Source organism: Burkholderia sp. MS455, from assembly GCF_016899445.1.
Lineage (GTDB): Bacteria > Pseudomonadota > Gammaproteobacteria > Burkholderiales > Burkholderiaceae > Burkholderia > Burkholderia pyrrocinia_C.
This window is the reverse complement of record NZ_CP041777.1, coordinates 118,321-142,322: the sequence shown is the minus strand read 5'-3', so window position 1 is coordinate 142,322 and position 24,002 is coordinate 118,321. Positions and strand designations below refer to the sequence as shown.

General features: G+C 66.2%; 19 protein-coding genes and 1 pseudogene. 8 read left to right on the top strand and 12 right to left on the bottom strand.

Annotated elements, in window-relative coordinates; all coding sequences use genetic code 11:
• The first annotated feature begins 7 nt into the window (after positions 1-7).
• Together FPJ27_RS00625 and FPJ27_RS00620 are read left to right on the top strand one after the other, a co-directional pair.
• The gene (locus FPJ27_RS00625) at positions 8-1,369 is read left to right on the top strand and encodes an efflux RND transporter periplasmic adaptor subunit (protein ID WP_204421042.1); all 1,362 of its coding nucleotides are present in this window, start codon (positions 8-10) and stop codon (positions 1,367-1,369) included.
• A 31-nt stretch (positions 1,370-1,400) separates the two neighbouring features.
• A complete protein-coding gene (locus FPJ27_RS00620; protein ID WP_204421041.1) occupies positions 1,401-2,951 on the top strand; it encodes an efflux transporter outer membrane subunit in 1,551 nt (516 codons plus the stop codon).
• Here FPJ27_RS00620 and FPJ27_RS00615 read toward each other — a convergent pair.
• On the bottom strand, positions 2,932-4,413 hold the full coding sequence (locus FPJ27_RS00615) for a heavy metal sensor histidine kinase (protein WP_204421040.1): 1,482 nt from the start codon (positions 4,411-4,413) through the stop codon (positions 2,932-2,934). The two genes, FPJ27_RS00620 and FPJ27_RS00615, sit on opposite strands and share 20 nt — an antisense overlap.
• On the bottom strand, positions 4,410-5,087 hold the full coding sequence (locus FPJ27_RS00610) for a heavy metal response regulator transcription factor (protein WP_204421039.1): 678 nt from the start codon (positions 5,085-5,087) through the stop codon (positions 4,410-4,412). The genes FPJ27_RS00615 and FPJ27_RS00610 overlap by 4 nt, the downstream gene beginning before the upstream one ends.
• Positions 5,088-5,287: 200 nt before the next feature.
• On the opposite strand from FPJ27_RS00610, the gene FPJ27_RS00605 reads away from it, so the two are divergent.
• Together FPJ27_RS00605 and proP are read left to right on the top strand one after the other, a co-directional pair.
• Complete coding sequence (locus tag FPJ27_RS00605; protein ID WP_204421038.1) at positions 5,288-5,545, top strand: DUF4148 domain-containing protein; 258 nt, start codon at positions 5,288-5,290, stop codon at positions 5,543-5,545.
• Between the two features lie 530 nt (positions 5,546-6,075).
• Positions 6,076-7,545, top strand: a complete 1,470-nt coding sequence (gene proP / locus FPJ27_RS00600) for a glycine betaine/L-proline transporter ProP (RefSeq protein WP_204421037.1) — start codon at positions 6,076-6,078, stop codon at positions 7,543-7,545.
• A 64-nt stretch (positions 7,546-7,609) separates the two neighbouring features.
• Here proP and FPJ27_RS00595 read toward each other — a convergent pair whose 3' ends face one another.
• The 6 genes from FPJ27_RS00595 to FPJ27_RS00570 form a co-directional block, all read right to left on the bottom strand.
• On the bottom strand, positions 7,610-8,434 hold the full coding sequence (locus tag FPJ27_RS00595; protein WP_204421036.1) for an alpha/beta fold hydrolase: 825 nt from the start codon (positions 8,432-8,434) through the stop codon (positions 7,610-7,612).
• 167 nt (positions 8,435-8,601) lie between these two features.
• Positions 8,602-9,693 (bottom strand): lactonase family protein, encoded by a 1,092-nt coding sequence (locus tag FPJ27_RS00590; protein WP_204421035.1) that lies wholly within the window; start codon positions 9,691-9,693, stop codon positions 8,602-8,604.
• A gap of 101 nt (positions 9,694-9,794) precedes the next feature.
• Positions 9,795-11,147 carry a TRAP transporter large permease gene (locus tag FPJ27_RS00585; RefSeq protein ID WP_072440514.1) on the bottom strand — a complete coding sequence of 451 codons (1,353 nt, stop codon included), beginning with the start codon at positions 11,145-11,147 and terminating at the stop codon, positions 9,795-9,797.
• Between the two features lie 4 nt (positions 11,148-11,151).
• On the bottom strand, positions 11,152-11,724 hold the full coding sequence (locus tag FPJ27_RS00580) for a TRAP transporter small permease (protein ID WP_204421034.1): 573 nt from the start codon (positions 11,722-11,724) through the stop codon (positions 11,152-11,154).
• The gene (locus tag FPJ27_RS00575; RefSeq protein ID WP_204421033.1) at positions 11,721-12,707 is read right to left on the bottom strand and encodes a TRAP transporter substrate-binding protein; all 987 of its coding nucleotides are present in this window, start codon (positions 12,705-12,707) and stop codon (positions 11,721-11,723) included. The genes FPJ27_RS00580 and FPJ27_RS00575 overlap by 4 nt, the downstream gene beginning before the upstream one ends.
• 457 nt (positions 12,708-13,164) lie before the next feature.
• Entirely contained in the window at positions 13,165-14,232 is a 1,068-nt protein-coding gene (locus FPJ27_RS00570; protein ID WP_239483154.1) for a helix-turn-helix transcriptional regulator, read from the bottom strand.
• A 508-nt stretch (positions 14,233-14,740) separates the two neighbouring features.
• Between FPJ27_RS00570 and FPJ27_RS00565 the strand changes: the two genes are divergently transcribed.
• On the top strand, positions 14,741-15,898 hold the full coding sequence (locus FPJ27_RS00565; RefSeq protein ID WP_204421031.1) for a histidinol-phosphate transaminase: 1,158 nt from the start codon (positions 14,741-14,743) through the stop codon (positions 15,896-15,898).
• 96 nt (positions 15,899-15,994) lie between these two features.
• On the opposite strand, the gene FPJ27_RS00560 is transcribed toward FPJ27_RS00565, so the two are convergent.
• The 3 genes from FPJ27_RS00560 to FPJ27_RS00550 all read right to left on the bottom strand — a co-directional run bounded on the left by FPJ27_RS00560 (position 15,995) and on the right by FPJ27_RS00550 (position 18,630).
• Positions 15,995-16,246, bottom strand: coding sequence for a hypothetical protein (locus tag FPJ27_RS00560; protein ID WP_072440505.1), 252 nt, complete (start codon positions 16,244-16,246; stop codon positions 15,995-15,997).
• A 449-nt stretch (positions 16,247-16,695) separates the two neighbouring features.
• Entirely contained in the window at positions 16,696-17,802 is a 1,107-nt protein-coding gene (locus FPJ27_RS00555; RefSeq protein WP_239483153.1) for a LysR family transcriptional regulator, read from the bottom strand.
• A gap of 84 nt (positions 17,803-17,886) precedes the next feature.
• Positions 17,887-18,630, bottom strand: coding sequence for an SDR family oxidoreductase (locus FPJ27_RS00550; protein WP_204421230.1), 744 nt, complete (start codon positions 18,628-18,630; stop codon positions 17,887-17,889).
• Between the two features lie 199 nt (positions 18,631-18,829).
• Here FPJ27_RS00550 and FPJ27_RS00545 point away from each other — a divergent pair, with 199 nt between their 5' ends.
• Together FPJ27_RS00545 and FPJ27_RS00540 are read left to right on the top strand one after the other, a co-directional pair.
• Positions 18,830-20,350 (top strand): PLP-dependent aminotransferase family protein, encoded by a 1,521-nt coding sequence (locus tag FPJ27_RS00545; protein ID WP_204421229.1) that lies wholly within the window; start codon positions 18,830-18,832, stop codon positions 20,348-20,350.
• A gap of 395 nt (positions 20,351-20,745) precedes the next feature.
• Positions 20,746-21,246: an Ohr family peroxiredoxin gene (locus tag FPJ27_RS00540; protein WP_204421030.1), complete on the top strand. Its 501-nt coding sequence runs from the start codon at positions 20,746-20,748 to the stop codon at positions 21,244-21,246.
• Between the two features lie 57 nt (positions 21,247-21,303).
• Here FPJ27_RS00540 and FPJ27_RS00535 read toward each other — a convergent pair whose 3' ends face one another.
• Positions 21,304-22,512 (bottom strand): FAD-dependent oxidoreductase, encoded by a 1,209-nt coding sequence (locus FPJ27_RS00535; protein ID WP_204421029.1) that lies wholly within the window; start codon positions 22,510-22,512, stop codon positions 21,304-21,306.
• A gap of 375 nt (positions 22,513-22,887) precedes the next feature.
• On the opposite strand from FPJ27_RS00535, the pseudogene FPJ27_RS00530 reads away from it, so the two are divergent.
• Positions 22,888-23,888, top strand: a pseudogene (locus tag FPJ27_RS00530) (bestrophin family ion channel).
• The last annotated feature ends 114 nt before the right edge of the window (positions 23,889-24,002 follow it).

Sequence of the window (24,002 nt, the reverse complement as noted above, 5' to 3'; positions counted from 1 at the left end):
ACCCATCATGAACGATTCGATCGAACCTCTCGCCCCGCCGCCGGCCGCCGAAGCGGACACGGCACCGTCAACTGCGCGCGACACGGCGCCCGACACCTCGCCGCCCCGCCGCGGCCGCAAGCTGGCCGTCCCGCTCGTCGCGATCGCGGCGGCCGCCGCGCTGCTGGCCGCCGGCATCGTGCCGCGCATCGACGCGCGCGCAGCGCAGCGCGTACAGGTCGCCGCGCAGCAGGCACTGCCGGTGTCGGTGATCCTGCCGGGCGCGGCGCCCACCGACCAGACGCTGACGCTGCCGGGCTCGGTGATGCCGTACGCGGAAGCATCGATCTATGCGCGCACGAGCGGCTATATCGCGCACTGGAGCACCGACATCGGCGCACACGTGAAAGCCGGGCAAACGCTCGCGCAGATCACGGCACCCGACCTCGACGCGCAGTTGCGGCAGGCGCGCGCCGACGCGGCGACCGCGCAGGCGAACTACGACTACGCGAAATCGACCGCGCAGCGCTGGCAGGACATGCTGAAGACGCAATCGGTGTCACAGCAGGACACCGACACGAAGGTCGCCGACATGAACGCGAAGCGCGCGATGCTGGCCTCCGCGCAGGCGAACGTCGCGCACCTGACCGAGCTGGTGTCGTACGAATCGGTCGCGGCGCCGTTCGACGGCGTGATCACCGCGCGCAACGTCGACGTCGGCACGCTCGTCACCGCGGGCGGCACGCCGGGCAGCCCCGGCCTGTCCGGCGAACTGTTCCATCTCGAACAGACCGGCACGCTGCGCGTGTTCGTCGACGTGCCGCAGGACAGCGCGGCAGGCGTGACGACCGGGACCGCCGTCTACCTGACCACGCAGCAATATCCGGGGCGGCGCTTCGCCGCGCGCGTCGCGCGCAGCGCGGGCGCGATCGATCCGGTCACGCGCACGCTGCGCGTCGAGATCGACGTCGACAACGGCGACGGCGCGCTGATGCCCGGCGCGTATGCGCAGGCGCACCTGCTCGTGCCGAGCGCGGCCCCGGCGTTCGAGCTGCCCGTCAGCGCGCTGCTGTTCCGGCCGAACGGCGTGACGGTCGCGACCGTTGCCGCGAACGGCACCACCGCGCTGAAGACCGTGCAGATCGGGCGCGATTTCGGCACGCGCGTCGAGATCGTGTCGGGGCTCGCCGCGAGCGATCGCGTGATCGACAACCCGGGCGATTCGATTGCCGCCGGCGAGGCCGTGAAGATCGTGTCGGCCGCGCCGGCGGTGCAAACGGGCCCGGCAACCGGCGCAGCGGCAGCGCCCGGCGCGGCTGCGTCGACGCCTGCCGCCGTCGCGGTGCCGGCTTCGATGCCGGCAGCAGCTTCAACGCCCGTTCGCGGCTGATCCGTTCACGAACACTCACGAGATACCCATCATGCGCTTCCTCCGTCCGCTTCCGTTCACCCGCCGCGTCGTCGCGCTCGGCGTCGCCGCCGCGTTGACCGCGTTGTCCGCGTGCTCGACATTGCCGCCCTATTCGCCGCCCGCCGTCGCCGTGCCCGCGCACTATGCGGGCGTACCGGCATCGGGCATACCGGCTTCGGGCGTACCGGCTGCGAACGCCCCCGCCGCCCAGCCGGGCTGGAACGTCGCGGCGCCGGCCGATGCCGCGCCGCGCGGCGCATGGTGGACCGTCTTCGACGATGCCGACCTGAACGCGCTCGAAGCGCGTGTCGACGTGTCGAACCAGACCGTGAAGAAAGCCGTCGCCGATCTCCAGCAGGCGCGCGCGATGGTCGACTACCAGCATGCGGGGTTCCTGCCGACCGTCACGGCCGGCGTTGCGCAGAGCCGCGCGCGCCTGTCGCAGAACAAGCTCGGCTCGTCGCTCGCCGGCAAGACGACGCCCGACTATCAGGCCGGCGTGGCCGCGAGCTGGGAACCCGACCTGTTCGGCCGCGTGCGCGATGCGGTGACGGGCGCGCAGGCGAACGCCGACGCGAGCGCGGCCGACCTGCAGGCCGTGAAGCTGTCGGTCACGGCCACGCTCGCGACCGACTATTTCGCGCTGCGCTCGCTCGATACGCAAAAGCAGTTGCTCGACGATACGGTGCGTGCGTATGCGGACGCGCTGAAGCTGCTGCAACAGCAGCTCGCGGCCGGCGCGATCGACGCGTCGGCCGTCGCGCAGGCCGCGACGCAACTCGAATCGACCCGCACGCAGGACACCGACATCGATGCGTCGCGTGCGCAGCTCCAGCACGCGATCGCGACGCTGGTCGGCGAAAGCGCGTCGACGTTCGCGCTGCCGCCGCGCGTGCAATCGTTCGCCGTGCCGGCGATCCCGGCCGGCGTGCCGTCGCAACTGCTCGAACGGCGGCCCGACATCGCGGCGGCGGAGCGTCGCGTCGCGGCGGCGAACGCACAGATCGGCGAAGCGCGTGCCGCGTTCTTTCCCGATCTCGTACTGTCGGCGAGCGCGGGGCTCGAAAGCGGGTTCTTTGCGCCGTGGCTCACCGCACCGAGCCTGTTCTGGTCGCTCGGCTCGCAGCTCGCCGGCACGCTGTTCGACGGCGGCCGCCGCAGCGCGTCGCTGCGCGGCGCGCATGCGCAATACGACAGTACGGTCGCCGATTACCGGCAAACCGTGCTGGTTGCGTTCCAGCAGGTCGAGGATCAGTTGTCCACGCTCGATGCGCTCGCGTCGGAGGCTGGCAGCCAGCAGCGCGCGACTGATGCGGCCGACCTGTCGCTGCGGCTGACGACCAACCGCTTCAACGCGGGTGCCGTCAGCTACCTCGATGTCGTGACCGCACAGACGATCGCGCTGACGAACCGGCGTCTGTCGGACCAGATCGCCGCGCGCCGGATGGAGGCGGCGGTCGGGTTGCTGACCGCGCTGGGCGGAGGCTGGCATGCCGGTGCGGATGCGGGTGCGGACGCAACCGCCGCCGCGCACACGGCCGCTACGCCGTCGGCGTCTTGATGAACGTCAGGATGAACCGCGTGCCGGCCGCATCGCTCTCGACACGTGCGGTGCCGCCGTGCAGTTCCATCACCGAACGCACGATCGCGAGGCCGAGCCCGGCCGTGCCGCCCGGCACGCCGCCGCTGCGCGCCGGGTCGCCGCGCACGAAGCGGTCGAAGATGCGCGGCAGCAGCGCGGGATCGATCGGTTCGCCCGGGTTCGAGACGACCACGTATACCGCGTCCGCCGTTTCGTCGACGCGCAGCACGATCACGCCGCCCGCCGGCGTATAGCGCAGCGCGTTCGCGAGCAGGTTGCTGACCGCGCGACGGAACAGCTCGAGATCGGCGGTCAGCCGACCGTGCCCGTCGACGTGCAGCGTCGAACCGGCTTCGTCGGCGAGCCCTTCGAAATAGCCGGCGATGCGCTCCAGTTCGTCGTGCACGTCGAAGGCACGCTGCCGCGTGACGAAGCCGGGATGCTCGGCGCGCGCGAGAAACAGCACGTTCTCGATCATCCGCGCGAGACGGTCGTATTCCTCGAGATTCGATTCGAGCAGCGCCTGGTATTCGCCGGCGGAACGCGGCCGCGCCAATGCCACCTCGGTCGCGCCGCGCATGTTGTTCAGCGGCGTGCGCAGGTCGTGCGCGAGATCCGCGCTGAATTGCGACAGGTGCCCGAACGCCTGCTGCAGACGGCCGAGCATCGCATTCTGCGCGTCGACCAGCGCCGTCAGCTCGCGCGGCGCGCGCGATGCATCGAGCCGCGTATCGAGCTTGTCGACGGTGATCCGGCCCGTGTTCTCGACGATCTCGCGCAGCGGCGCGAGCGCCTTGCGGATCAGCCAGTAGCTGAGCAGCATCGCGAACAGCGCGCCCAGGCCGCCGGCGATCTTCAGCTTGTCGCGGTAGCCGTCGAGCAGTTCGACGCGATCGCTCATGTTGCGCGCGATCGCGATCCGGATCTTCGTGCGGTCGCGCAACGCGGCCTCGGCGACGACGCCGCGCACGGGCGTGCCGCCGTCGGCGGTCCACGTCGCGATCCGGTCGGCGGTAATCCGTTCGTTCGCGGGCACCGGCGTCGCGTGCGGCGGAAACAGTTCGGCATCGGGCAGCACCGGCAGCGCGGGCGACGATGCGCCGGCTGCCGTCCCGGGCAGATCCCCGAGCGCGGTCCGCTCGACGTTGTGGCGCGCGAGTATGCCGCCCTGCCCGTCGACGACGGCCAGCGACAGCGCCTCGTTGCCGAGCACCTGGCTCGTCAGCCGGTCCGCATGCGCGCGCACCGCGTCGAGCGAATCGAGTTCGCCCGCCAGCCGGCGCGTATGCCGCGCGGCGAGCACGATGTCGAAGTCGTCCTGCGTGCTCACCTGCCGCTCGAGGCCGGTGTACACGTATGTGCCGACAAGCGCGAATACGGCAAGCAGGGTCGCGCCGAACCCGAGCGCGAGCGTCGCGCCAAGCGAGCGGCCGAGCGTCATGCGGCTTCCTTCGGTTCGAGCACGTAACCGACGCCGCGCACCGTATGAATCAGCTTGACCGCGAACTCGTCGTCGATCTTCGCGCGCAGCCGGCGAATCGCGACCTCGACGACGTTGGTATCGCTGTCGAAATTCATGTCCCACACGTACGACGCGATCTGCGTGCGGCTCAGCACTTCGCCCTGCCTGCGCGCGAGCAACTGCAGCAGCGAGAATTCGCGCGGCGTCAGGTCGATCCGCACCGTGCCGCGCTTCACGCGGCGGCGCACGACGTCGATCTCCAGGTCGCCCACCGAAATGCGCTCCGTCTCGCGCGGCGGCCCGCGGCGCGCGAGCGTGCGGATCCGCGCGAGCAGCTCGACGAACGCGAACGGCTTCACGAGGTAGTCGTCCGCGCCGAGTTCGAGGCCGTGCACGCGGTCCTGCACGTCGTCGCGCGCGGTCAGGAACAGCACGGGCGTCGCGTGCGTGTCGCGCAGCCGCTTGAGCACGCTCCAGCCGTCGAGCACGGGCAGCATCACGTCGAGCACGATCACGTCGTAGCTCTCTTCCTGCGCGAGTGTCAGGCCCTCGCCGCCGTCCTTCGCGAGATCGACGCTGAAGCCCGATTCCTCGAGCCCTTTCTTCAAGTACGCGCCGGTCTTCGGTTCGTCTTCGACTATCAGGATGCGCATATTCGACTCCGTCGCATTCGGTGGTGACATGCGCCGATGTTACCGGGAAACGGCGCGGGCGAACGGCAGCGCGCAAGCGCGCCACGCCCGGATGACGAAACCGTAATCGGCGGGTCAGGGTGGTGACGGCCGCGGCGGCCAGAATTCGAAGCGTGGGCCTATCCCCACTCGCCCGTTCACTCATCCATCCAGGAGCCGTCATGAAACTCGTCGCCGCTTTCGTCGTTGCCACGCTGAGCCTGCCGTTCGGCACGCAGGCCTTCGCCCAGTCCACGCAGGCGCCGCTCACGCGCGCCGAAGTCCGCCAGCAACTGATCGATGCCGAAGCCGACGGCCTGCTGCCGTCGAACCGGAACGACTATCCGCCGTCGCACGCGGAGATCGCGCGAAATCGCCAGATTTACGCGATCCAGCATCACGACGCGACGCCGATCGCGACGGCTTCGGCCGGAAATTGATCGCGGCACGTCACCGGCATCCGGCCGACAGCCGGATGTCGGGCCGGCCCACGATGCACTTGCACCCGACGCCAAGGCCCGCGCACTGGCCCGTTTCTTCATCGCCAGGCCATCCGAAGACCAACTGGCGCGCGCCGGTCGAACGATCGCGCCAGGCACGCTGCGGGTTCGTGCACGGCCCGCTCGCCCCTTCGATATCGATGCGCCAACCGCTGCCACGGCGCGTTTCGCTGCGCCATGTCGTACGCGGCCCGGTAGCGAAGCCCGCTCGCAAACGCCCGATCCGGCACCACACGCAGCGCTCGAACCCGTGTCGTTTACGACCGAATTGCGGGCGCATGACCGATAGCCGGTTGCGCCCGATTCTCTAAACTGGTTCGCACAACACGCCTGCCCGGTGTCGCCCGCTGCGCGCGTCATCCCACCGACATCGAGGCCCCCCTAGACATCCGCCTTCGCTGTCCATCGGCCCGCACTACTTCGTCGCATGTCCGCCCGGCTGACCGCCAAGGCAATTCCAGGAGAGTTCATTGAGCCAGTCGCAAGCGCACCCCGCGAAAGCCCGGTCTTCGCGCAAGTCCGTCAAGCTGGACGACATCACGATCGTCGACCCTGCCGTCCTCAAGCGCGCGGTGGGCGCAATGGCGTTCGGCAATGCGATGGAATGGTTCGACTTCGGCGTGTACAGCTATATCGCCGTCACGCTCGGCAAGGTGTTCTTCCCGTCCAGCAGCCCGTCCGCGCAGTTGCTCGCGACCTTCGGCACGTTCGCGGCCGCATTCCTCGTGCGCCCGCTCGGCGGCATGGTGTTCGGCCCGCTCGGCGACCGCATCGGCCGCCAGCGCGTGCTCGCCGCGACGATGATCATGATGGCCGCCGGCACCTTCGCGATCGGCCTGATTCCCAGCTACGCGTCGATCGGCATCATGGCGCCCGTGCTGCTGCTCGTCGCCCGCCTCGTGCAGGGCTTCTCGACCGGCGGCGAATACGGCGGCGCGGCCACCTTCATCGCCGAATTCTCGACCGACAAGCGCCGCGGCTTCATGGGCAGCTTCCTCGAATTCGGCACGCTGATCGGCTATACGCTCGGCGCGGCGACGGTCGCGCTGCTGACCGCGACGCTGTCGCAGGACGCGCTGCTGTCGTGGGGCTGGCGCGTGCCGTTCTTCATCGCCGGGCCGCTCGGCCTCGTGGGCCTCTACGTCCGGCTGAAGCTCGAGGAAACGCCCGCATTCAAGAAGGAAGCCGAAGCACGCGAGGCGGACGAACGCGCGCGACCGAAGCAAGGCTTCGCGACGCTGCTCGCCGAACAATGGAAGCCGCTGCTGCAATGCGTCGGCCTCGTGCTGATCTTCAACGTGACCGACTACATGGCGCTGTCGTATCTGCCGAGCTACCTGTCGGCGACGCTGCACTTGCGCGAATCGCACAGCCTGTTCATGGTGCTGTTGGTGATGGTGCTGATGATGCCGATGACGCTGTATGCGGGGCATCTGTCGGACAAGGTCGGCCGCAAGCCGGTGATGATGGCCGGCTGCGTGGGCCTGCTCGTGCTGTCGGTGCCGACGCTGATGCTGATCCGCACCGGCGGCATGCTGCCCGTGTTCGGCGGGATGCTGATCTACGGCACGTTGCTGTCGACGTTCACGGGCGTGATGCCGTCGGCGCTGCCGGCGCTGTTCCCGACGCGGATCCGCTACGGCGCGCTCGCGATCGGCTTCAACGTGTCGGTATCGCTGTTCGGCGGCACGACGCCGCTCGTCACCGCGTGGCTGGTCGATCGCACCGGCGACCTGATGATGCCCGCGTACTACCTAATGGGCGCGTCGTTCATCGGCATCGTGTCGGTGCTCGCGCTGCGCGAGACTGCGCGCCAGCCGCTGCCCGGTTCCGGGCCGTGCGTGTCGAGCCGTGCGGAAGCGCTGAGCCTCGTTCGCGGCGGTGCCGAACAAGCCCGCGTGCCAGGCAGGAAATTCACGCCGGTCAGCGAGCGCGCGTGACGCGGTTCGGCGTGATGCGGCGCCGCGCGGCAGGTGCCGCCGGCGTCGCCCGCGCGTGCGTACGTCAGTTCGACGACAACCGCTGCCCTTCGAGCCAGTCGAGCAGCGCGCGCGTGACGAACGCGGGATTTTCCAGATTCGAGATGTGGCCGGCATCCGGCACCAGCGCATGCGCGCAGCCGATCACGCTCGCCATCTTCACGGTTTCCGACGGCGGGCGCGCCATGTCGCCCGCGCCGCACATCAGCAGCGTGCGCTCGGCGTCCAGGCCGGCGAGCGCCGGCAGCGTGTCGGGCCGGCCGAAGATCAACCGGCCGAGCGGGACGATCGATTGCCGCAGCCGGTCGGCGGGCAGGTTCGCCAGCGCGTCGCGAAACGCGGTCGGCACCGGGTCCGCCGGATTGACGTCCGGCCGGAAGAACAGCGGCACGATCGCATCGAGCAGCGGCGGCGCGATGCGGCCCGCGGCGGCGATCGCATCGAGCATGCCGAAGTAGCGCAGGCGCGTCGCATCGGGCTCGGCCTCCAACGACGCATCCATCAGCACGAGCGAGCGGACGCGCTGCGGTTCGCGCAACGCGAGCCGCGCGCCCCACATACCGCCGACGCTGAGGCCGACGACCGCACATTGTTCGATCTCCAGCGCGTCGAGCAGCGCGCTCGCGTGCGCGGCGAGATCGTCGAGCGTCTGGGTTCCCTCCGGCAATGCGCCCGATGCGCCATGCCCCCACAGGTCCGGCACGATCACGCGATACTTGCGCGACAGCGCGTCGATCTGCGGCGCCCACATCGCCGCGTCCCACAGATAGCTGTGCCCGAGCAGTACCGGAAATCCGGTGCCGTGGTCCTGGTAATGCAGGGTACTGCCATGAATGGTGTGTGCGGGCATGTCGTCTCCGGATGTCAACACGATCGGCAGCGGCCCGGAAGCGGGCGCCGCGGTCTGCGGCGTGCTGCGACGAACGCAAAGCGGCGCATCATCGCACAGGTAGCGGACGTGCGTGTGACGAGCCGCATATCGTGCAGCGACGAAAACGCCGCGCCGTATGCCGCCAGTCAGTTCGTCCCGTCGTACGTGACGATCTCCACCCAGTTCGCGCCCTTGCCGACCGGGTATTTGCCGATTTCGTCGAGGCGGCCCGTGCCGCGGTCGATCCGGTAGACGGCAAGCGTCGGCGACAGTTGCCCGGCCGCGAGCAGATAGTTGCCCGACGGGTCGATGCCGAAGCCGCGCGGCTGCTTCTCGGTGGCGAACGTGCCGATCCGCGCGAGCGTGCCCGACGCGGCGTCGACGCGATATGCGGCGAGCGTGCTCGACGTGCGCTCCGACGCATACAGGAATCGCCCGTCCGGCGTCAGGTGCAGGTCCGCGCCCCACGGCTTGTCGCCATGGAAATCCGGCGGCAGGATCGATACGGCCTGGATCGGCCGCACATCCGCGCCGCCGCGCGACAGCGCGAGCACGTGCAGCTTGCCGTCGAGTTCGTCGATCAGGTATGCAAAGCGCCCGTTCGACGAAAACACGAAATGGCGCGGGCCGGATTTCTCCGGCAGCCGGTACGCCGGCGTCGCGACGTCGGTCAGCGTCCCCGTCGACGCATCGAACGGCAGCCGCAGCCACGCATCGGCACCGAGCACCGACGCGAACGCGTGGCGGCCGTCCGGCGATTGACGGATCGCGTGCGCCATCGGGCCGGTCTTCACCGTCTGCTGCACGTCGGCCGCGACGCCGTTCGCGTCGATCCGGTTCACTGCGAGCAGGTTGCCGCCATACGACGCCGAAAACAGATAGCGGCCCGACGCATCCGTCGAGACATAAGCCATGCTGTCGGCGAGCGGCGCGCGGCCGAGCTCGATCAGCCGTCCGTCGAGCGGGTTGATCGCGAAGCTGATGACGCGGTACGGCGTCGAGCGCAGCGCCGCATAGAGGCGATGATGATCGGGCGACAGCGCCATCGGCATCACGGTGCCGCCGACCGGTACGGTTTCGATCGCGGTCAGCGCGCCGTTCGACGTGTCGATGCCGAACACCGAGATGTCGCGGCTGTCGCCGTTCGATACGTACGCATACGTCGCCGCGTGCGCGAGCGACGCGACCATCCCGAATGCGGCCGTGGCAACGGCGCGCCGGAGTGTTTTCGTGTTCATGAGTCTTCAGGTGAAGGAAAGCGAACGACACATGCAACTGCGGCGCCGGACAACCTCGGTCGTCCGGCGCCGCGACGAGTGAAGACAAGCGCAACGCGCGATCAGAACACCGCGTGCCCGCTGATGACGCTCGGCAGCCAGGTCGAGAAGAACGGCATGTACGTGACGATGTTGATCGCACTGAAGATCGCGAGGTAGTACGGCCACGCCATCTTCGTGGTCTCGCCGATCGATACGTTGCCGATCGCGCAGCCGACGAACTGCACCGAGCCGATCGGCGGATGCACGAGGCCGAGCGAGCAGTTCAGCAGCAGCATGATCCCGAACTGCACCGGCCCGACGCCGCACGCCATCGCGATCGGCAGGAACAGCGGCGTCGTGATCAGGATGTGCGCGGCCATGTCGACGAACGTGCCGAGGAACACCTGGATGATGTTGATGTACAGCAGCATCAGCCAGGGCGCTGCGGTCGACTGCTTCAGCAGCCCTTCGATCGCATCCGGGATCTCCAGGTACGACATCTGGAAGCGCAGCATGTTGGACACCGCGATCAGCAGCAGCACGACACCCGTCGTACGCGCCGCATGCGACAGCGCGCGGCGCAGCTTCTCGACCGTCAGCGTGCGGTAGACGATCGCGGTCAGCACGAGCGAGTACACGACGGCGATCGCGGCCGCTTCGGTCGCGGTTGCAATCCCCTTCGCGACGCACACGAGGATGATCGCGATCACCATCAGCCCGGGCACCGCGCCGACGAAGCTGCGCAGCACCGCATACCAGCCGGGAAACGCGGGCAGCGCGGACGAGCCGTCCGCACGGCGCGGATAGCCGTGACGCACGGCCTGCCAGTACGCGGCCGCGAGCACGAAGCCCATCACCCACAGCACGGGCAGCAGCCCCGAGAACAGCAGGTCGCCGATCGACACGCCGCTCACCGGCTGGCCGTGCAGCATCCCCGTGATCCCCTGCGCGGCGAACGCATAGATGATCATGTTGGTCGACGTCGGCATCAGCGCGCCCGCGAGCGACGCATGCGTCGTCACGTTGACCGCGTACGCGGCGCTGTAGCCTTCGCGCTTCATCAGCGGAATCACCACGCCGCCCATCGCCGACGTATCGGCGGTCGGCGAGCCCGACACGCCGCCGAACAGCGTGCACGCGACGACGTTCGCCATCCCGAGGCCGCCGCGGAAATGGCCGACGGTCGCCTGCGCGAAGCGCAGGATCCGGTCCGCGATGCCGCCGTGCAGCATCAGCTCGCCCGAGAAGATGAAGAACGGCACCGCGAGGAACGAGAACGCATTCATCCCCGAGATCATCGCCTGCATCGCGGTCGCGATCGGCAAGCCTTCCACCATATAGGTCAGCACGCAGGCTATCCCGAGCGCGAACGACACGGGCACGCCGAGCACGAGGAAAATCAGAAAACTGACGGACAGGATCGCGAGTTCCATGGCGTTATTGTCCCGACGAAGAACGACGAAGCGCGAGCAGGTGCTCGAGCGAGAAAAGGATGATCGCGACCGCCGCGGGCATCGTGATCAGGTAGCGCACGCCTTCGGGCAGCCCGATGATCGGAATGCGGTCGCCCATCGTCTCGGCGGCCATGCTGCCGCAGCCGACCATGATCGCGATCGCGAACGCGATCAGGCTCAGGTGCTGGATCGCGACGACCGCGGTGCGCGCGTTCGGCGGCAGCCGGCGCACGAGCGAATCGAGGCCGATATGGCCGCCGTCGCGCACCTTCATCGCCGCGCCGAACATCGCGATCACGATCACCAGCAGCAGCGCGATCGGCTCGACGAAATCCGGCGCGTTCTCGAACACGTAGCGCATCACCACCGCGTAGAACACCAGCATCGTCAGCACCGCGAGACAGGCCGACGCGATCACGGCCAGCACGCGGAACAGCACGTCGTTCACGCAGCGCAGGAGCGGCGCGGCATGCGGCCGCGCCGGCGCCGCGCCGTCCGGGGCGGCGGCCGGCGAACTAGCGGCCGCCGCGCTGTTCAGGGAAGTGCGACGCGTCACTTGGTCGCCTCGATCTCGTCGACGATCTGCTTCATCTGCGGCGTCTTTTCATACTTCGTCCACAGCGGCTGCATCGCCTTCACGAACGCCGCGCGGTCGATCTGCGCGGCCGGCAGGATCTTCGCGCCGCCCTTCGCCACCGCCTGCTGCGCGGACGCCTCGCGCGCGGTCCACAGCTTCTGGTAGTACGGCACCGAATCGGCCGCCGCCTTCCTGATCGCCGCCTGCTCCTGCGGCGACAGCGTGTCCCAGACCTTCTTCGAGAACACCAGCACTTCAGGCGTCATCGCGTGCTGCGTCTCCGAATAGTCGGGCGCCACTTCGTAGTGCTTCGTTTCCTCGTACGACGGCAGGTTGTTTTCCGCCGCGTCGACGAGGCCCGTCTTCAGGCCCGTGTATACCTCGGCGAACGGCATCGGCGTCGGCGTGCCGCCCATCGCCCTGATCTCGTCGACCATCAGGTCGGACGGTTGCACGCGCACCTTCAGCCCCTTCATGTCGGCCGGCGTGCGCACCGGGCGCTTCGCGTAGATCGAGCGCGCGCCGCTCTCGTAGAACGTCAGCGCGATCATCCCCTTCGCGGTGAACGCATCGAGGATCTTCTGGCCGGCCGGGCCGTACATCGCCTTGCGGAAATGATCGACGTCGCGGAACAGGAACGGGAATGACGGGATCAGCGATTCCGGCACGATCTCGTTGAACGACGCGCCGTTCACGCGCGCCATGTCGATCGCGCCGATCCGGACCTGGTCGACCGTGTCCTTTTCGGAACCGAGCGCGCTGTTGCCGAACACCTTGATCGAATCCTTGCCGCCCGTCTGCTTCGACAGTTCGTCGCCCATGAACTTCACCGCCATGTTGGTCGGGAAGTTGTCGCCGTGCACGTCCGCCGAGCGGAACACGCGCGCCTGCGCGGACATCGCGAAGCCGGCCAGCAGCGCGACGGCCAGTGCGGTACGGGAACCGGTGCATCGATGCTTCATGGTGAGTCTCCTTGATGGTCGTTCGTTGTTGTGCGGCGATCCGTCGGCATGCGCGTTCGGCGGCGATGCGCTCTCCCCGAGCCGCAGAGTCATACGTCGTATGATGTGTTGACGCGAATGTACGTCGGTTAATCGTTTAACTCACTTGGTGCATACCCCTATAATCACTACCGCCGGGGTTTTCGGCAGAAGTCGTGGAATCGCGTTCTCTGTTCTGGCGGTTTTCAGCGAAACGTTTTCCGGAAATGGATCCGCGTTTGAGTCAGCTGCCCGCGTGGCTGGTTTCCCGACGCCGGAAAGCAAGCTTTCGCTTCGGTTGCTTTCGTTATAGGATGACTGACCACGACGCAAGCACGCCCGCGTGCGGCCAAGAGCACGTGCCGGCACACGCATCGTGTGCGGCGGAACGACGAAGGTTCGGGAGGAATCCGTGCAAGCGCGGGCGCTTGCCGCGCCGTCACGTCTGCATGACCAGCGACGTCAGTTGCGCCGCGCGTGCCACATCCGTCTTCGCGTAGATCGATTTGATCTGCGCGCGGACCGTGCCGATCGACACGCCGCGCAGCGCCGCGCATTCCTGCGGCGACAGCCCGTCGCAGCACAGCAGCACGGCGAGATCGGCTTCGGCCGACGACAGCCCGTAGAACACGCGCAGCCGCTGCGCGCGGGCCGCCGGCGAACGCAGGTCGGCGGCCGTCATCAGTGCCGCGACGCCGGGCCGTTCACGCAGGAGGCGCGACTGTTCGGGAATCGGCATCAGCGCGAGCGACAACGGTTCGCCCGTCGCACGGCGCAGCAGCAACCCGCCGCACGCGAACGCGTGCCGCCATTGCGCATCGTCGACGCAGCCTTCCGGCGCGAAGCGCCCGTTCACGATCCGCATTGCCGGTTCCGCCGCGATCAGTTGATCGGCCGCGAGATTCGTATAAAGCAGTTCGCGATGCGCGCCGAGCAGGAACACCGGTACCGGAATCGCATCGAGCGCCGATTCCGCAGCGGCCACGCGTGCCTCGAGTTCCCCGATGCGCGCCTGGATCCGCAGCGCGCGGCTGATATGCGTACCCATGATTTCGATCGTGCGGCGCTGATCGCCGGATAGCCCTTGCGATTCGGGGCCGCTCTGTACGCTGAGGAATGCGCCGGCCCCCGCTTCGCGATGGATATACAGGCCCGAGATGCTGCCGAGCCCATACGGACGCAGGAATTCCTGATAGAACACGCCGTGTGTGCGCTGTCGCGGGGACAGGTGCTTGACGTCCTCGAACCAGCGGCCCGCCGGCCAGTTGCCGGCGACCGGCACGACCGGGTCATACCGGTAGAACTCGGTGTTGTAGGTGTGATAACACGCGGCGACCCACGACGCGTCGTCGCCGGCCGCCTGCTCGATCGCCGGCACCCTCGCCGCGTCGTCGAACGACAGCAGCGTGGCCATGCGCACGCCGACCGTCGATCGCAGCCCGTCCAGCGCCGTTTCCCATCGCTGATCGCCCAGTGCCGCAGCGTAGATGTCATCGATCCATGCCAATGGAATCAATCCGTTCCGTTGCATCTGGCTACCCCGCGCCGTGCGTTTTTGTCGAACGTCTTGCGCGAATCTTACTCAACCAGCGGCATTGTTCAAATTACCGGTGCGCATTTGATTCGGAATACCACGCTTGTTACCGCTTATCGTCAGACGTAATGGCCATTCTCAACAAGCTTTCGGTTCCTTTCCGCACAAATGACGGACCCTGGCACTCGACGACGCCGATCGGGATTGCAGCGCGCATTCCGCGGAATTCATCACGACGCCGGCTATTCATCAGGATCGGCGTATGTCATGATGCAGCGCATGAAGATCCGAAACGCGACGACCCACCTGCACCATCACCACGGACGCCCTTTGTTGCGCCGTGGATCGTTTCGCATCTAGCACTTGAATCGGGGCTTTCCCGATCAAGACGACAACCAAGGCGCCTCTGGCGCCTTTTTTGTTTTTTGTCGCCTTAAAAACCTGCTGCGCCGATCAATCGATAACGTACGGAGTGTTTCCAATGCAACGACCGTGGAAAGAAGTGTCCCTGTCGGATTTGCCGCTCAGGGAGGATCTCAGGTTGCAGCACGCTTATGGGGCGCCGCAACTCGACGTGCCGGTCTGCCTGAACGTCAACGAGAATCCGTATCCACCGTCGCCATCGCTCGTCGAGCGCATCGCGACTGCCGTGGCCGACGCGGCGCGACAGGCGAACCGCTATCCCGACCGCGACTTTGCCGAGCTGCGAGCGCATCTGGCCGCTTATCTGGCGCACGATACAGGCGTGACGATCGACGCATCGAGCGTCTGGGCAGCCAACGGTTCGAATGAAGTGATCCAGCAGATTCTTCAGGCGTTTGGCGGCCCGGGGCGAGCGGCGCTGGCCTTTACGCCCGCGTATCAGATGTACGACGAATACTGCCGCACGACCTTCACGCGCCTGCATACGTTGCCGCGTACCGAGGATTTCGCGCTGGATCTGCATCAGGCGATCGACAGCATCCGCGAGCATCGACCGAGCGTGATTCTGCTGACGTCGCCGAACAACCCGACCGGGACCGCGCTTCCCGTCGACGATATCCGCGCCATTCTCGACACCGCGCCGGGCGTGGTGGTCGTCGACGAAGCGTATGCGGAGTTCCGGCGCCAAGGCGTCCGCAGCGCGGTGACGCTGCTGCCCGACCATCCGCGGCTCGTCGTTACCCGCACGCTGAGCAAGGCGTTCAAGTTCGCGGGCGGCCGCGTCGGGTATTGCGCATGCGCGCCTGCGATCGTCGAAGCGCTGAAGCTGGTTCGGCTGCCCTATCACCTGTCCGCCTTTACGCAGGCGGCCGCCTGCGCGGCGCTGGTCGCGCGTGACGAGATGCTGTCGCAGGTCGACGCGATCAAGGCCGAGCGCGACGCAATCGTTTGCTGGCTGCGCAGCCAGGGTTTCACCGTGGCCGATTCGGACGCCAACTTCGTGATGTTCGGCAAGTTTGCCGATCGCCACCGGATCTGGAGCGGGCTCCTGCGCCACGGCGTCCTGATTCGCGAGTCCGGCCCGCCGGAATACCTGCGCGTGTCCATCGGCACCGCGGCGGAGATGGCCGCGTTTCGCACGGCGTTGCTTGCGGTGATGGCGAACGAACAGGCAGCGGACCATGCGGTCGATGGCGCGATGGAGAGCGACGTTTGATGATCGCGCCCGTTCGGGTGCGCCGTGCCGGCCACGTCGCCCGTCGCGGCGGCCGGCGCGTGTCGGTGCGTGTCGGTGCAATGACCAACGATGCGCTTACTTCATCGCCACGTATCGCGATTCCATCTCGTCGATTTTCGCGAGCACCGTTTCGCTGAGCTTTCTGAGGTGACGCGGCACGTCGGGCGTCGACAGCAGTTCCTCGATCCGCCCTCGCCAGTAACTCGGGTGCCTCACGCGTGCGGCGCCCGACATCGACACGTCGTCAGCGATCGTCTCGCTGTCCAGGAGAGCCACCATTCTCTGGATGTGAGAAAGCTCTCGTTCTACATAGTCTCGTGCCAGCATATTGATTGAAATTCCCCGAAATGCGACATCAGGCCTTCCGTCATCAACGCGCCATCGTGCGGCGATGCAGTGAGGCATGATGCACCGCACACGTTGCCCGTCAGCGTACGCCCAGCCTGTGTCAGTCGACTGCGTGGGCATTGCCGGCGTTCGACACGGAATGGCAACCCTGTCCGTGCGTTCCGGTTACATCCATCCCCGATGCCCTGCTGCCAATCGTAGGCGGACTGCCCGGCACCGGCATCCCCAAAAGTGGGGATGCCGGCCGAAATCGGGGAAGTGGCGGTTTCAGGAAATGACGGGAAGCGGAATGGCCGGCGAGCACGCGGCTGCCCGCCGGCGCTGCTGCGCGATAGCGCCCGACTCGAACGGCCTGCCGCCGGTGCGCTGTTGTCGGGCGAGTCGGAAACGGGGATTTTCAGCGTGTACGAACGGATCTCGGTGCGGGATCAACGGCGGAGCGCAATCGGATGCGGGACCGCGTGCACGGGCCCGGACGGCCCTCTTCCACCGCTTCGTCGCGCTGCCAGTTCCGCTGGCGAAGCATCGGGGCTGTCCGGGTTGAACCGCGTCATGCAGTTCAGGTCGAGTGCACGTATCTGCTCGGTCATGAAGTCGACGAAAATTCGAATGCGCGTCGGAAGATGTTGTCGGCTGAGATAGCAGATATAGTGCCCGCGATCGTCGGGCACATGCTTCGCCAGCGCGACAACGAGCTCGTTCGATGCGATATGGTCACGGATCTGATAACCCGCCATCTGCGCAATGCCCGATCCACTCAGAACCGCACGCAATACCAGATCCGTGTCGTTGAACGTGAGGCGGGACGTCGGCAGGTACTTTTGCACGCGGCCGTCGACATTGAATTCCCATTCGAATATGCGACCGCTGGCAAGACGGAAATTGATGCACTCGTGCCGGGCCAGATCCTCCAGATGCTGCGGAAGGCCATGCCTGGCCACATACGACGGCGCCGCGCACAGAGCCATCTGCATCGGAATCAGTTGCCGGGCAATGATGCTGGAGTCCTCGATGCGTCCGTTGCGAAACGACACGTCGATCCGTTCCGCGACCAGGTCGATCGGCCGGTCGTCGAGCAGCAGATCGATGACGATGTCCGGGTAAGCGTTCGCAAACGTTTCCAGCAGCGGCGCAACGACTTTCCTGCCGAATCCCACCGCCGAACTGATACGAATGAGGCCGCGCGGCGGTCCCTCCCGCAGTTCCAGCATGTCGTTCATGGCTTCCACGATCTGCGCAACGCCCTGGTGGCAGTTCTCGAAGAATCGCTGGCCTTCGCAAGTCAGTTCGGTCATGCGCGTGGTCCGCTGGAACAGCCGCGTACTCAACTGCGCCTCCAGCTTCTGGACGTTCCGGCTCACGGCCGGCCGGCCGACGCCGAGACGTTCGGCGGCCTTGGTAAAGCTCCCCTCGCTCGCCACCGCGACGAACGCAAGGATGCCCGCATAGCTTGCACCGAAGCTCGCTGACAAAGCGTCGGCGCGGCCTGGCAAGTCACGACGAACGCCGTGCTCCGACGTATCCGATTGATTCATTTCCGCTGCCCCCAGACATCCCGCTCATCCCGATTGCACGTCGCACGCATACGCCTGCGAACCGCCCTCCTTGCGAAACGCGAATCAGCCTCTTGCGAGCCACTGGTCGAGACCGATGCGACCGAGTAGCGCATTCCCGAGCGGTACCAGCGATTTTTCCTCGACGCGGCCGCCGTAGTAGCGAGCGTCGCGATCGGTCACCACGGCGCGCGTGTCGCCGACCGATTTCAGATAGCGTGCGACGATCTCCGCGAACGGCGCGCGGTCCGGGCCCGCGATCTCGACCGTGCCGTTCAGCGGCCCGGCAAGCGCGATCTGTGCGAGGAGCGCCGAGACGTCTTCCGCGGCGATCGGCTGAAACAGCCCGTCGCCGATGCGCACCGTACCGCCTTCCGTGCCGAAATCCGCAATACCGCCGATGAACTCCATGAATTGCGTGGCGCGCACGATCGTGTACGGCACGCCCGCTGCTTCGATCGCCTGTTCCTGCGCGACCTTGGCCGCGAAATAGCCGTTCTCCGGCATCCGGTCGCAGCCGACGATCGACAGCGCGACGTGATGGCGCACGCCTGCGGCCACTTCAGCCTTGCCGAGATTACGCGCCGAAGTACGGAAGAAGTCCAGCACCGCCTGCGGTTCCCAAGACGGTGCATTCGCCACGTCCACGACGACGTCCGCATCGGTCAGCGCGTCGGTCAGGCCTTCGCCCGTGATGGTATTGACGCCGGTGCGCGGCGATGCGGCAAGTGCCTCATGGCCCGCTTCGCCGAGCAGCGTGACGACACGCGAGCCGATCAGGCCCGAACCGCCGATGACAACGATCTTCATCGCAAAATCTCCTGACGAAAGGATTTCATTTGAATGCGCGGGGCGCGTGACGGGCGCCGCCTCGCCTCCGACGAAGAAGGTCATACCCGTCACATCGCATGGCGCAATTGTGGAAGAATCATGTCCTATCGATAAGAGCCAAGAATCGTCGATCCAACTAGTCCATGCCGTGTCCGTTCCCGCGATCCACAAGGCCATGATGTCCGCGTCGACGCCCGCCCTGACCATCGAAATCGACCGGCACCATCAGTTGCCGATCTATCTGCAGATTTGCGAGCGGTTCAGAACCGCGATCGCCGCGGGCCATCTGCGTCCCGGCGATCGCGTGCCCGCGCTGCGCAGCCTGGCGACGCAGTTGAACACCGCGCGCGGCACCGTCGAACAGGCTTACACGATCCTGGTCGACGAGGGTTATCTGCAAATGCGCGGCGCGGCAGGCACGTTCGTATCGCCGTCCCTGCCGATGTCGCTGACGGGTTCGCTGCCCGCGCGTGCCGTCGAACCGGCACAGTGCGCCTCAGACGCCGGTTCGCACCCGGCGTCGGACATGCCGCTCGGCAATCAAGCTCCGCCGCGCCGGCAGCCGATCGCCGTCGCGATGAGCGGCGAGCCGCGTCCGTTGCAGCCCGGGCTCCCGGCGCTCGACGCATTTCCGCGCAAGGTATGGCACCGGCTCGTGTCGCTGCGCGCGCGCAGCAGCGACCGCGCGCTGCTCGGCTACCCGAATCCGCTTGGTTACCGGCCGCTGCGCGAGCACATCGCCACCTATCTGACCCTGTCGCGCGGCGTCACCTGCGCGCCGGAACAGGTGTTCGTCACCGGCGGCTACCGCGCGACGCTGGAACTCGTGCTGCGCAGCCTCGCGCGCCCGGACGACCGGGTATGGTTCGAGGATCCCGGCTATCTGCTCGCACGCGGCTTTCTGTCCGAGACCGGTGTCCAGCTGGTGCCGGTGCCGGTGGACGCCGAAGGGATCGACGTCGAGCGCGGCATGCAACTGGACGCACGTGCGCGCTTCGCGCTGGTGACGCCGTCGCATCAGAGCCCGCTCGGGCATACGCTGTCGCTTGCCCGGCGCATCGCCCTGCTGGATTGGGCCGAAAAAGCGTCGGGCTGGATCGTCGAGGACGACTACGACAGCGAGTTTCGCTATCTGGGCCGCCCGCTGCCGGCGTTGAAGAGTCTCGACCGCCGGGATCACGTGATCTATTGCAGCACGTTCAGCAAGGCGATGTATCCCGGTTTGCGGCTTGCGTACGCGGTCGTGCCCGAGCGCGCCGTGGAGCGCGTCGAACGGGTCGCGGGCAGCATGAACGCCGGCTCGCCGACGCTCCTGCAGGCGGCCGTGGCGGATTTCATCGAACAGGGGCACTTTGCCCGCCATCTGAAGCGGATGCGCACGCTGTATGGCGAGCGACGCACGCTGATCGTGCACGCGTTGCAGCAGGCGTTCGGCGAGCGCCTGATCGTCGAATTGCCAGCCGGCGGCATCCAGTTCGCGGTGCGGTTCCCCGAGGGGTCCGACGGCCCGGTCGACGACGTCGCCGTTGCCGCGCGCGCCCGCGACGCGGGGCTCGCGATCTTGCCGCTGTCCATCTGGTATGCGAACAGCCGCACGCGGCAAACGCCGCGCGGCCTCATCATCGGATTCGCGAACATCGCCGATGCCGGCGAAGCGCGTCGCCTCGCACAAACGCTGCGCGCGTGCGTGGATCGCTGAAGCCCGGCACGCGGCAGTCGCACTCGGCGGTACGAGCCCGCACCCGCGTTTTGCCGGGGCTGGCGAACGGGATCGGCGCAATGGCCATCATGAAGCCCCCGGCGACAGCCAGACGCTGTCGGTCCGGATTGGTGTCGAACGGGAAACATCATGTCTCCGTCGGCAGCCATACCGCCGCCGCCCGTACTCCTTTAGCATGGGGGCGGCTTTGTCCCGCGGACTAACCGGGAATCGGGCTGCACCACGAGATTGCCGCATTCCTTACATGACCGTTCGTTCCATGCCATTTCCCGAAGACGATGTCTGCCCGGGCAGTGCGGCCCGCCCGCGCAAGACGCTTCGACGAATCGATCAACCGGGATCGGAATGCGCGTCTTTGAACTCGAGAATGCATCATGCACGACAAGAAGCTGCAAGCCCCCCCGCTTTCCCTCCTCGACCGGTATCGGGGCCGGGATTTCCATCCCCTCTATACGACGACCGTCACGGTTTCCGGCGGCGAGACGGGGCACGGCCGCGCATCCGGCGTGGCGCGCTCGGATGACGGGAATCTTGCCGTGGATCTGCGGCTTCCCGCCGAGTTCGGCGGCCCCGGCAACGGCACCAATCCCGAACAACTGTTCGCGGCGGCCTTTGCCGCGTGCTTCCATGGGGCCCTGAACCTGATCGAGAAGCGCGCCGCAATGGAGATCGCCGACACGGTCGTGGAGGTGCAAGTGTCGTTCGGCCGCGATCCGATGGATGGCGGCTATGCACTGGTCATCGATGTGCGGGTCCGGATGCCAGGTGTAGATCGAAGCACGGCGGAAGAGATGGTTCGAACTGCGGAACGCTTGTGCCCGTATGCGAAGATGGCCAGACAGGGGTCGGTCAATATCGTGACCGTCGTCGACTGACTCGCCGCCCGCCTGAGTGGCTGCGCATATCGCAGCTGCTCAGGCGGCGCGAACGGGTCAATCGAACGACGCTTGCGGGTTACCCGCAGCCAACGCTTCGGCACGATTCGGCGCCGGCGGGTAGATCCACTGCGTGTTGATCACCTGTTTGCGCACCTTTCCTTCCGCGTGCGTCAGCTTGATCTGACGATCCCAGCCTTCCGAGTAAACCGCGCCCCATTCGCCAAGGTCGAGGCAGGTCGCATAGAACGGCTGTCGGTATTCCAGCGTGGCCAACCCGATCAGATCCGCGGCGACGTTGTGCCCGCCGAATTGTCCCATCACGATCGCGTGTTGACAGGACATCAATGCGTAGTGCCCGTCATCGTCGCTCCGGGCGCGCGCCACATCTCCCGCCACGAACACGTGCGGGGCTTCCGCCATGCGAAGATCGGGCGTGACCTCGACGCGCCCGAGGGGGTCAAGATGCGACGAGACTTGCGCCGTCAGTGAACTCGCACGCATCCCGCCGGCCCAGATCACGGTCATCGCTTCGACATGGGTGCCCGACTCGGTGCGAACGCCGTCTGCCCCGACTGACACGACGCGCGATCCGAGTACGGTCTCGATGCCCAGCGAGTCGAAGGCTTCCGATACGTACGGCCGAGGATTGGGGCCGAGATCGGGACCAATATCGTCCTGCGCTCCGATCACGACGACACGACTCGCAACGTCGGCGCCAAACCACTCGCGCAAGCGCTTCGGCAATTCCGTGGCGACCTCGATACCCGTAAAGCCGCAGCCGACAACGGCGACCGTATTGCGTGCCGGAGACTCCGGCAGCTTCGCCAGCGCTGCGAAATGCGCATCGAGCGCTACCGCGTCGTCAATACGATCGACCGAGAACGCATGTTCTGCCAACCCCGGAACCGGCGGTCTGCTCAACGAGCTGCCACTGGTCAGCAGCAACCTGTCATACGCCAGCAAACGCTTTTGTCCATCGGCAAGGGCAACGCTGAGCGTCTTCTCGCGGACGGAAATCTCCTCGACACTGCCCTCGACGAAATTCACGCCGACAGCATCGAGCAGCGGCAGCAGCGGTGCGGCCATCCGTTGCGGCTCGCTTTCGTACAGCCGCGGCCGGATCTGCAATTCGGGTTTCGGGGAGATCAACGTGATTTCCACGTCACCGCTTCCCACACCGGCCTTGTCAAGCACGCGAGCCGCACCCAGTGCACCCCACACTCCGGCGAAGCCGGCACCCACGATCAAGATATTCTGCGACATGATTTTTGCCTTCGGTTGGAAAACTGCAAGATCCACGACAGGCACCGATCTCGATGCAACGGGTGCCTGCTTCGTTACTCGGCGATTCTTCACGAGCGCCGCACGAAGTCATCGTAGGTCGGCGCGGTTTGGCCCGGTAGACCTGCGATCGGGCTCATGGTGTTGCCTCTTCGGCACCAATCAATCCTGCTCCGCCGAATCAAGCGTCGGGCATCATGCGTAACGGAAGATCTTCCGCCCATACGTCACGAAGACCGAATGCGCAGCGCCCGGGAAGCGGCCCTGCCGTGGTCAGACGGAGCGGGGATTCGCGCGACCGCGCACCTTGTCGGCAACCCGTTTTCATCGTCACCTTCAATATCCCGAGGCACAAAAATGCATCTTGGAAAATCGTATAAGTTCTCCGAGTTCCTGATCTGGACTCGCTGGAAAATTTACGAACTTCTTATTTTCGGCTCCGTACCGGTTGTGCTTTACAAGTTCTTCTCCTTCACATGGTTATCCGTACCCTTACGATCGTGGTGCTGCTCGGAACTGCAACGTCGTTCATCGTCGGCTTCAAGAACGTTCAAACGTACAACAGGGCAATGGATGCCCTGGACATCTGGACCGACATACTGAGCAAAAGCCGCCGCTGGGGCCAGCTCACGCGGGATCTGGTCGAAGATGAAGCGATTGCCCGGAAATTGGTGTACCGGCACCTGGCCTGGCTGACCGCGCTGCGATACGACCTGCGTCGACCGCTTGTCTGGGAAAGCACGAACAAACGCTACAACGCCGAATATCGCCGGTTCTATCGTGTTCCGGAGTGGGAAAAGGACCTCGGCAAGTTATTGCCGGAATATCTGTCTCCGTCCGAAACAGCGCAGGCGCTTTCTTCCGCCTCGATCCCGACATGCGTGCTGAACCTGCAAGGGAGATCGATCAGGATGCTTCACCGGGCGGGACACCTGAATTCAAGCTTCTATATGGAGCTTCAAAAGCTTGTCGGTGAATTCGTCGATCTCCAGTCGAAATCGGAACGCTTCAAGAACTTTCCCTATCCACGCCAGTATGCGACGGTCAGCTCGCTGTTCGTGAGATTCTTCTGCTTCTCCTTCCCATTCGGACTGCTTCACGAATTCGACAGACTGAACGACGGCGTGAGCGGCTTCATGCACGGCAACATGGTGTGGCTGGTCGTGCCATGCAGCGTCGCGGTATCGTGGATGTACACATCGCTCGAACAGGTTGGGGAAAGCACGGAAAATCCGTTCGAGGGCGGCGCAAACGACGTTCCCATCTCGACGATGTGCAGCTCGATCGAGCGCGATCTGAAAAATATTCTCGGAGAACATGCCGGCGATCCGTCGAGCCAGACGGTCATCGCGTTATAGGGAATCCGGTGTATTCAGGCCGGCATGTCTCATCGTTGTGCATCTGCCCTCCTGTCGTTGATTGTTGTCGCCGAGACAACACGGTGAGGTTCTTTTCGGGGCTACTGCCGCAAC

Bases quoted from the DNA above. Each gene is read 5' to 3' on its own strand.
- FPJ27_RS00620 (WP_204421041.1), top strand. From the start codon at position 1,401: ATGCGCTTCCTCCGTCCGCTTCCGTTCACCCGCCGCGTCGTCGCGCTC.
- FPJ27_RS00560 (WP_072440505.1), bottom strand. From the start codon at position 16,246: ATGCTGGCACGAGACTATGTAGAACGAGAGCTTTCTCACATCCAGAGA.
- FPJ27_RS00535 (WP_204421029.1), bottom strand. From the start codon at position 22,512: ATGTCGCAGAATATCTTGATCGTGGGTGCCGGCTTCGCCGGAGTGTGG.
- FPJ27_RS00585 (WP_072440514.1), bottom strand. From the start codon at position 11,147: ATGGAACTCGCGATCCTGTCCGTCAGTTTTCTGATTTTCCTCGTGCTC.
- FPJ27_RS00555 (WP_239483153.1), bottom strand. From the start codon at position 17,802: ATGAATCAATCGGATACGTCGGAGCACGGCGTTCGTCGTGACTTGCCA.
- FPJ27_RS00615 (WP_204421040.1), bottom strand. From the start codon at position 4,413: ATGACGCTCGGCCGCTCGCTTGGCGCGACGCTCGCGCTCGGGTTCGGC.
- FPJ27_RS00610 (WP_204421039.1), bottom strand. From the start codon at position 5,087: ATGCGCATCCTGATAGTCGAAGACGAACCGAAGACCGGCGCGTACTTG.
- FPJ27_RS00545 (WP_204421229.1), top strand. From the start codon at position 18,830: ATGTCCGCGTCGACGCCCGCCCTGACCATCGAAATCGACCGGCACCAT.
- FPJ27_RS00550 (WP_204421230.1), bottom strand. From the start codon at position 18,630: ATGAAGATCGTTGTCATCGGCGGTTCGGGCCTGATCGGCTCGCGTGTC.
- FPJ27_RS00595 (WP_204421036.1), bottom strand. From the start codon at position 8,434: ATGCCCGCACACACCATTCATGGCAGTACCCTGCATTACCAGGACCAC.
- FPJ27_RS00625 (WP_204421042.1), top strand. From the start codon at position 8: ATGAACGATTCGATCGAACCTCTCGCCCCGCCGCCGGCCGCCGAAGCG.
- FPJ27_RS00575 (WP_204421033.1), bottom strand. From the start codon at position 12,707: ATGAAGCATCGATGCACCGGTTCCCGTACCGCACTGGCCGTCGCGCTG.
- FPJ27_RS00590 (WP_204421035.1), bottom strand. From the start codon at position 9,693: ATGAACACGAAAACACTCCGGCGCGCCGTTGCCACGGCCGCATTCGGG.
- FPJ27_RS00540 (WP_204421030.1), top strand. From the start codon at position 20,746: ATGCACGACAAGAAGCTGCAAGCCCCCCCGCTTTCCCTCCTCGACCGG.
- FPJ27_RS00565 (WP_204421031.1), top strand. From the start codon at position 14,741: ATGCAACGACCGTGGAAAGAAGTGTCCCTGTCGGATTTGCCGCTCAGG.
- FPJ27_RS00605 (WP_204421038.1), top strand. From the start codon at position 5,288: ATGAAACTCGTCGCCGCTTTCGTCGTTGCCACGCTGAGCCTGCCGTTC.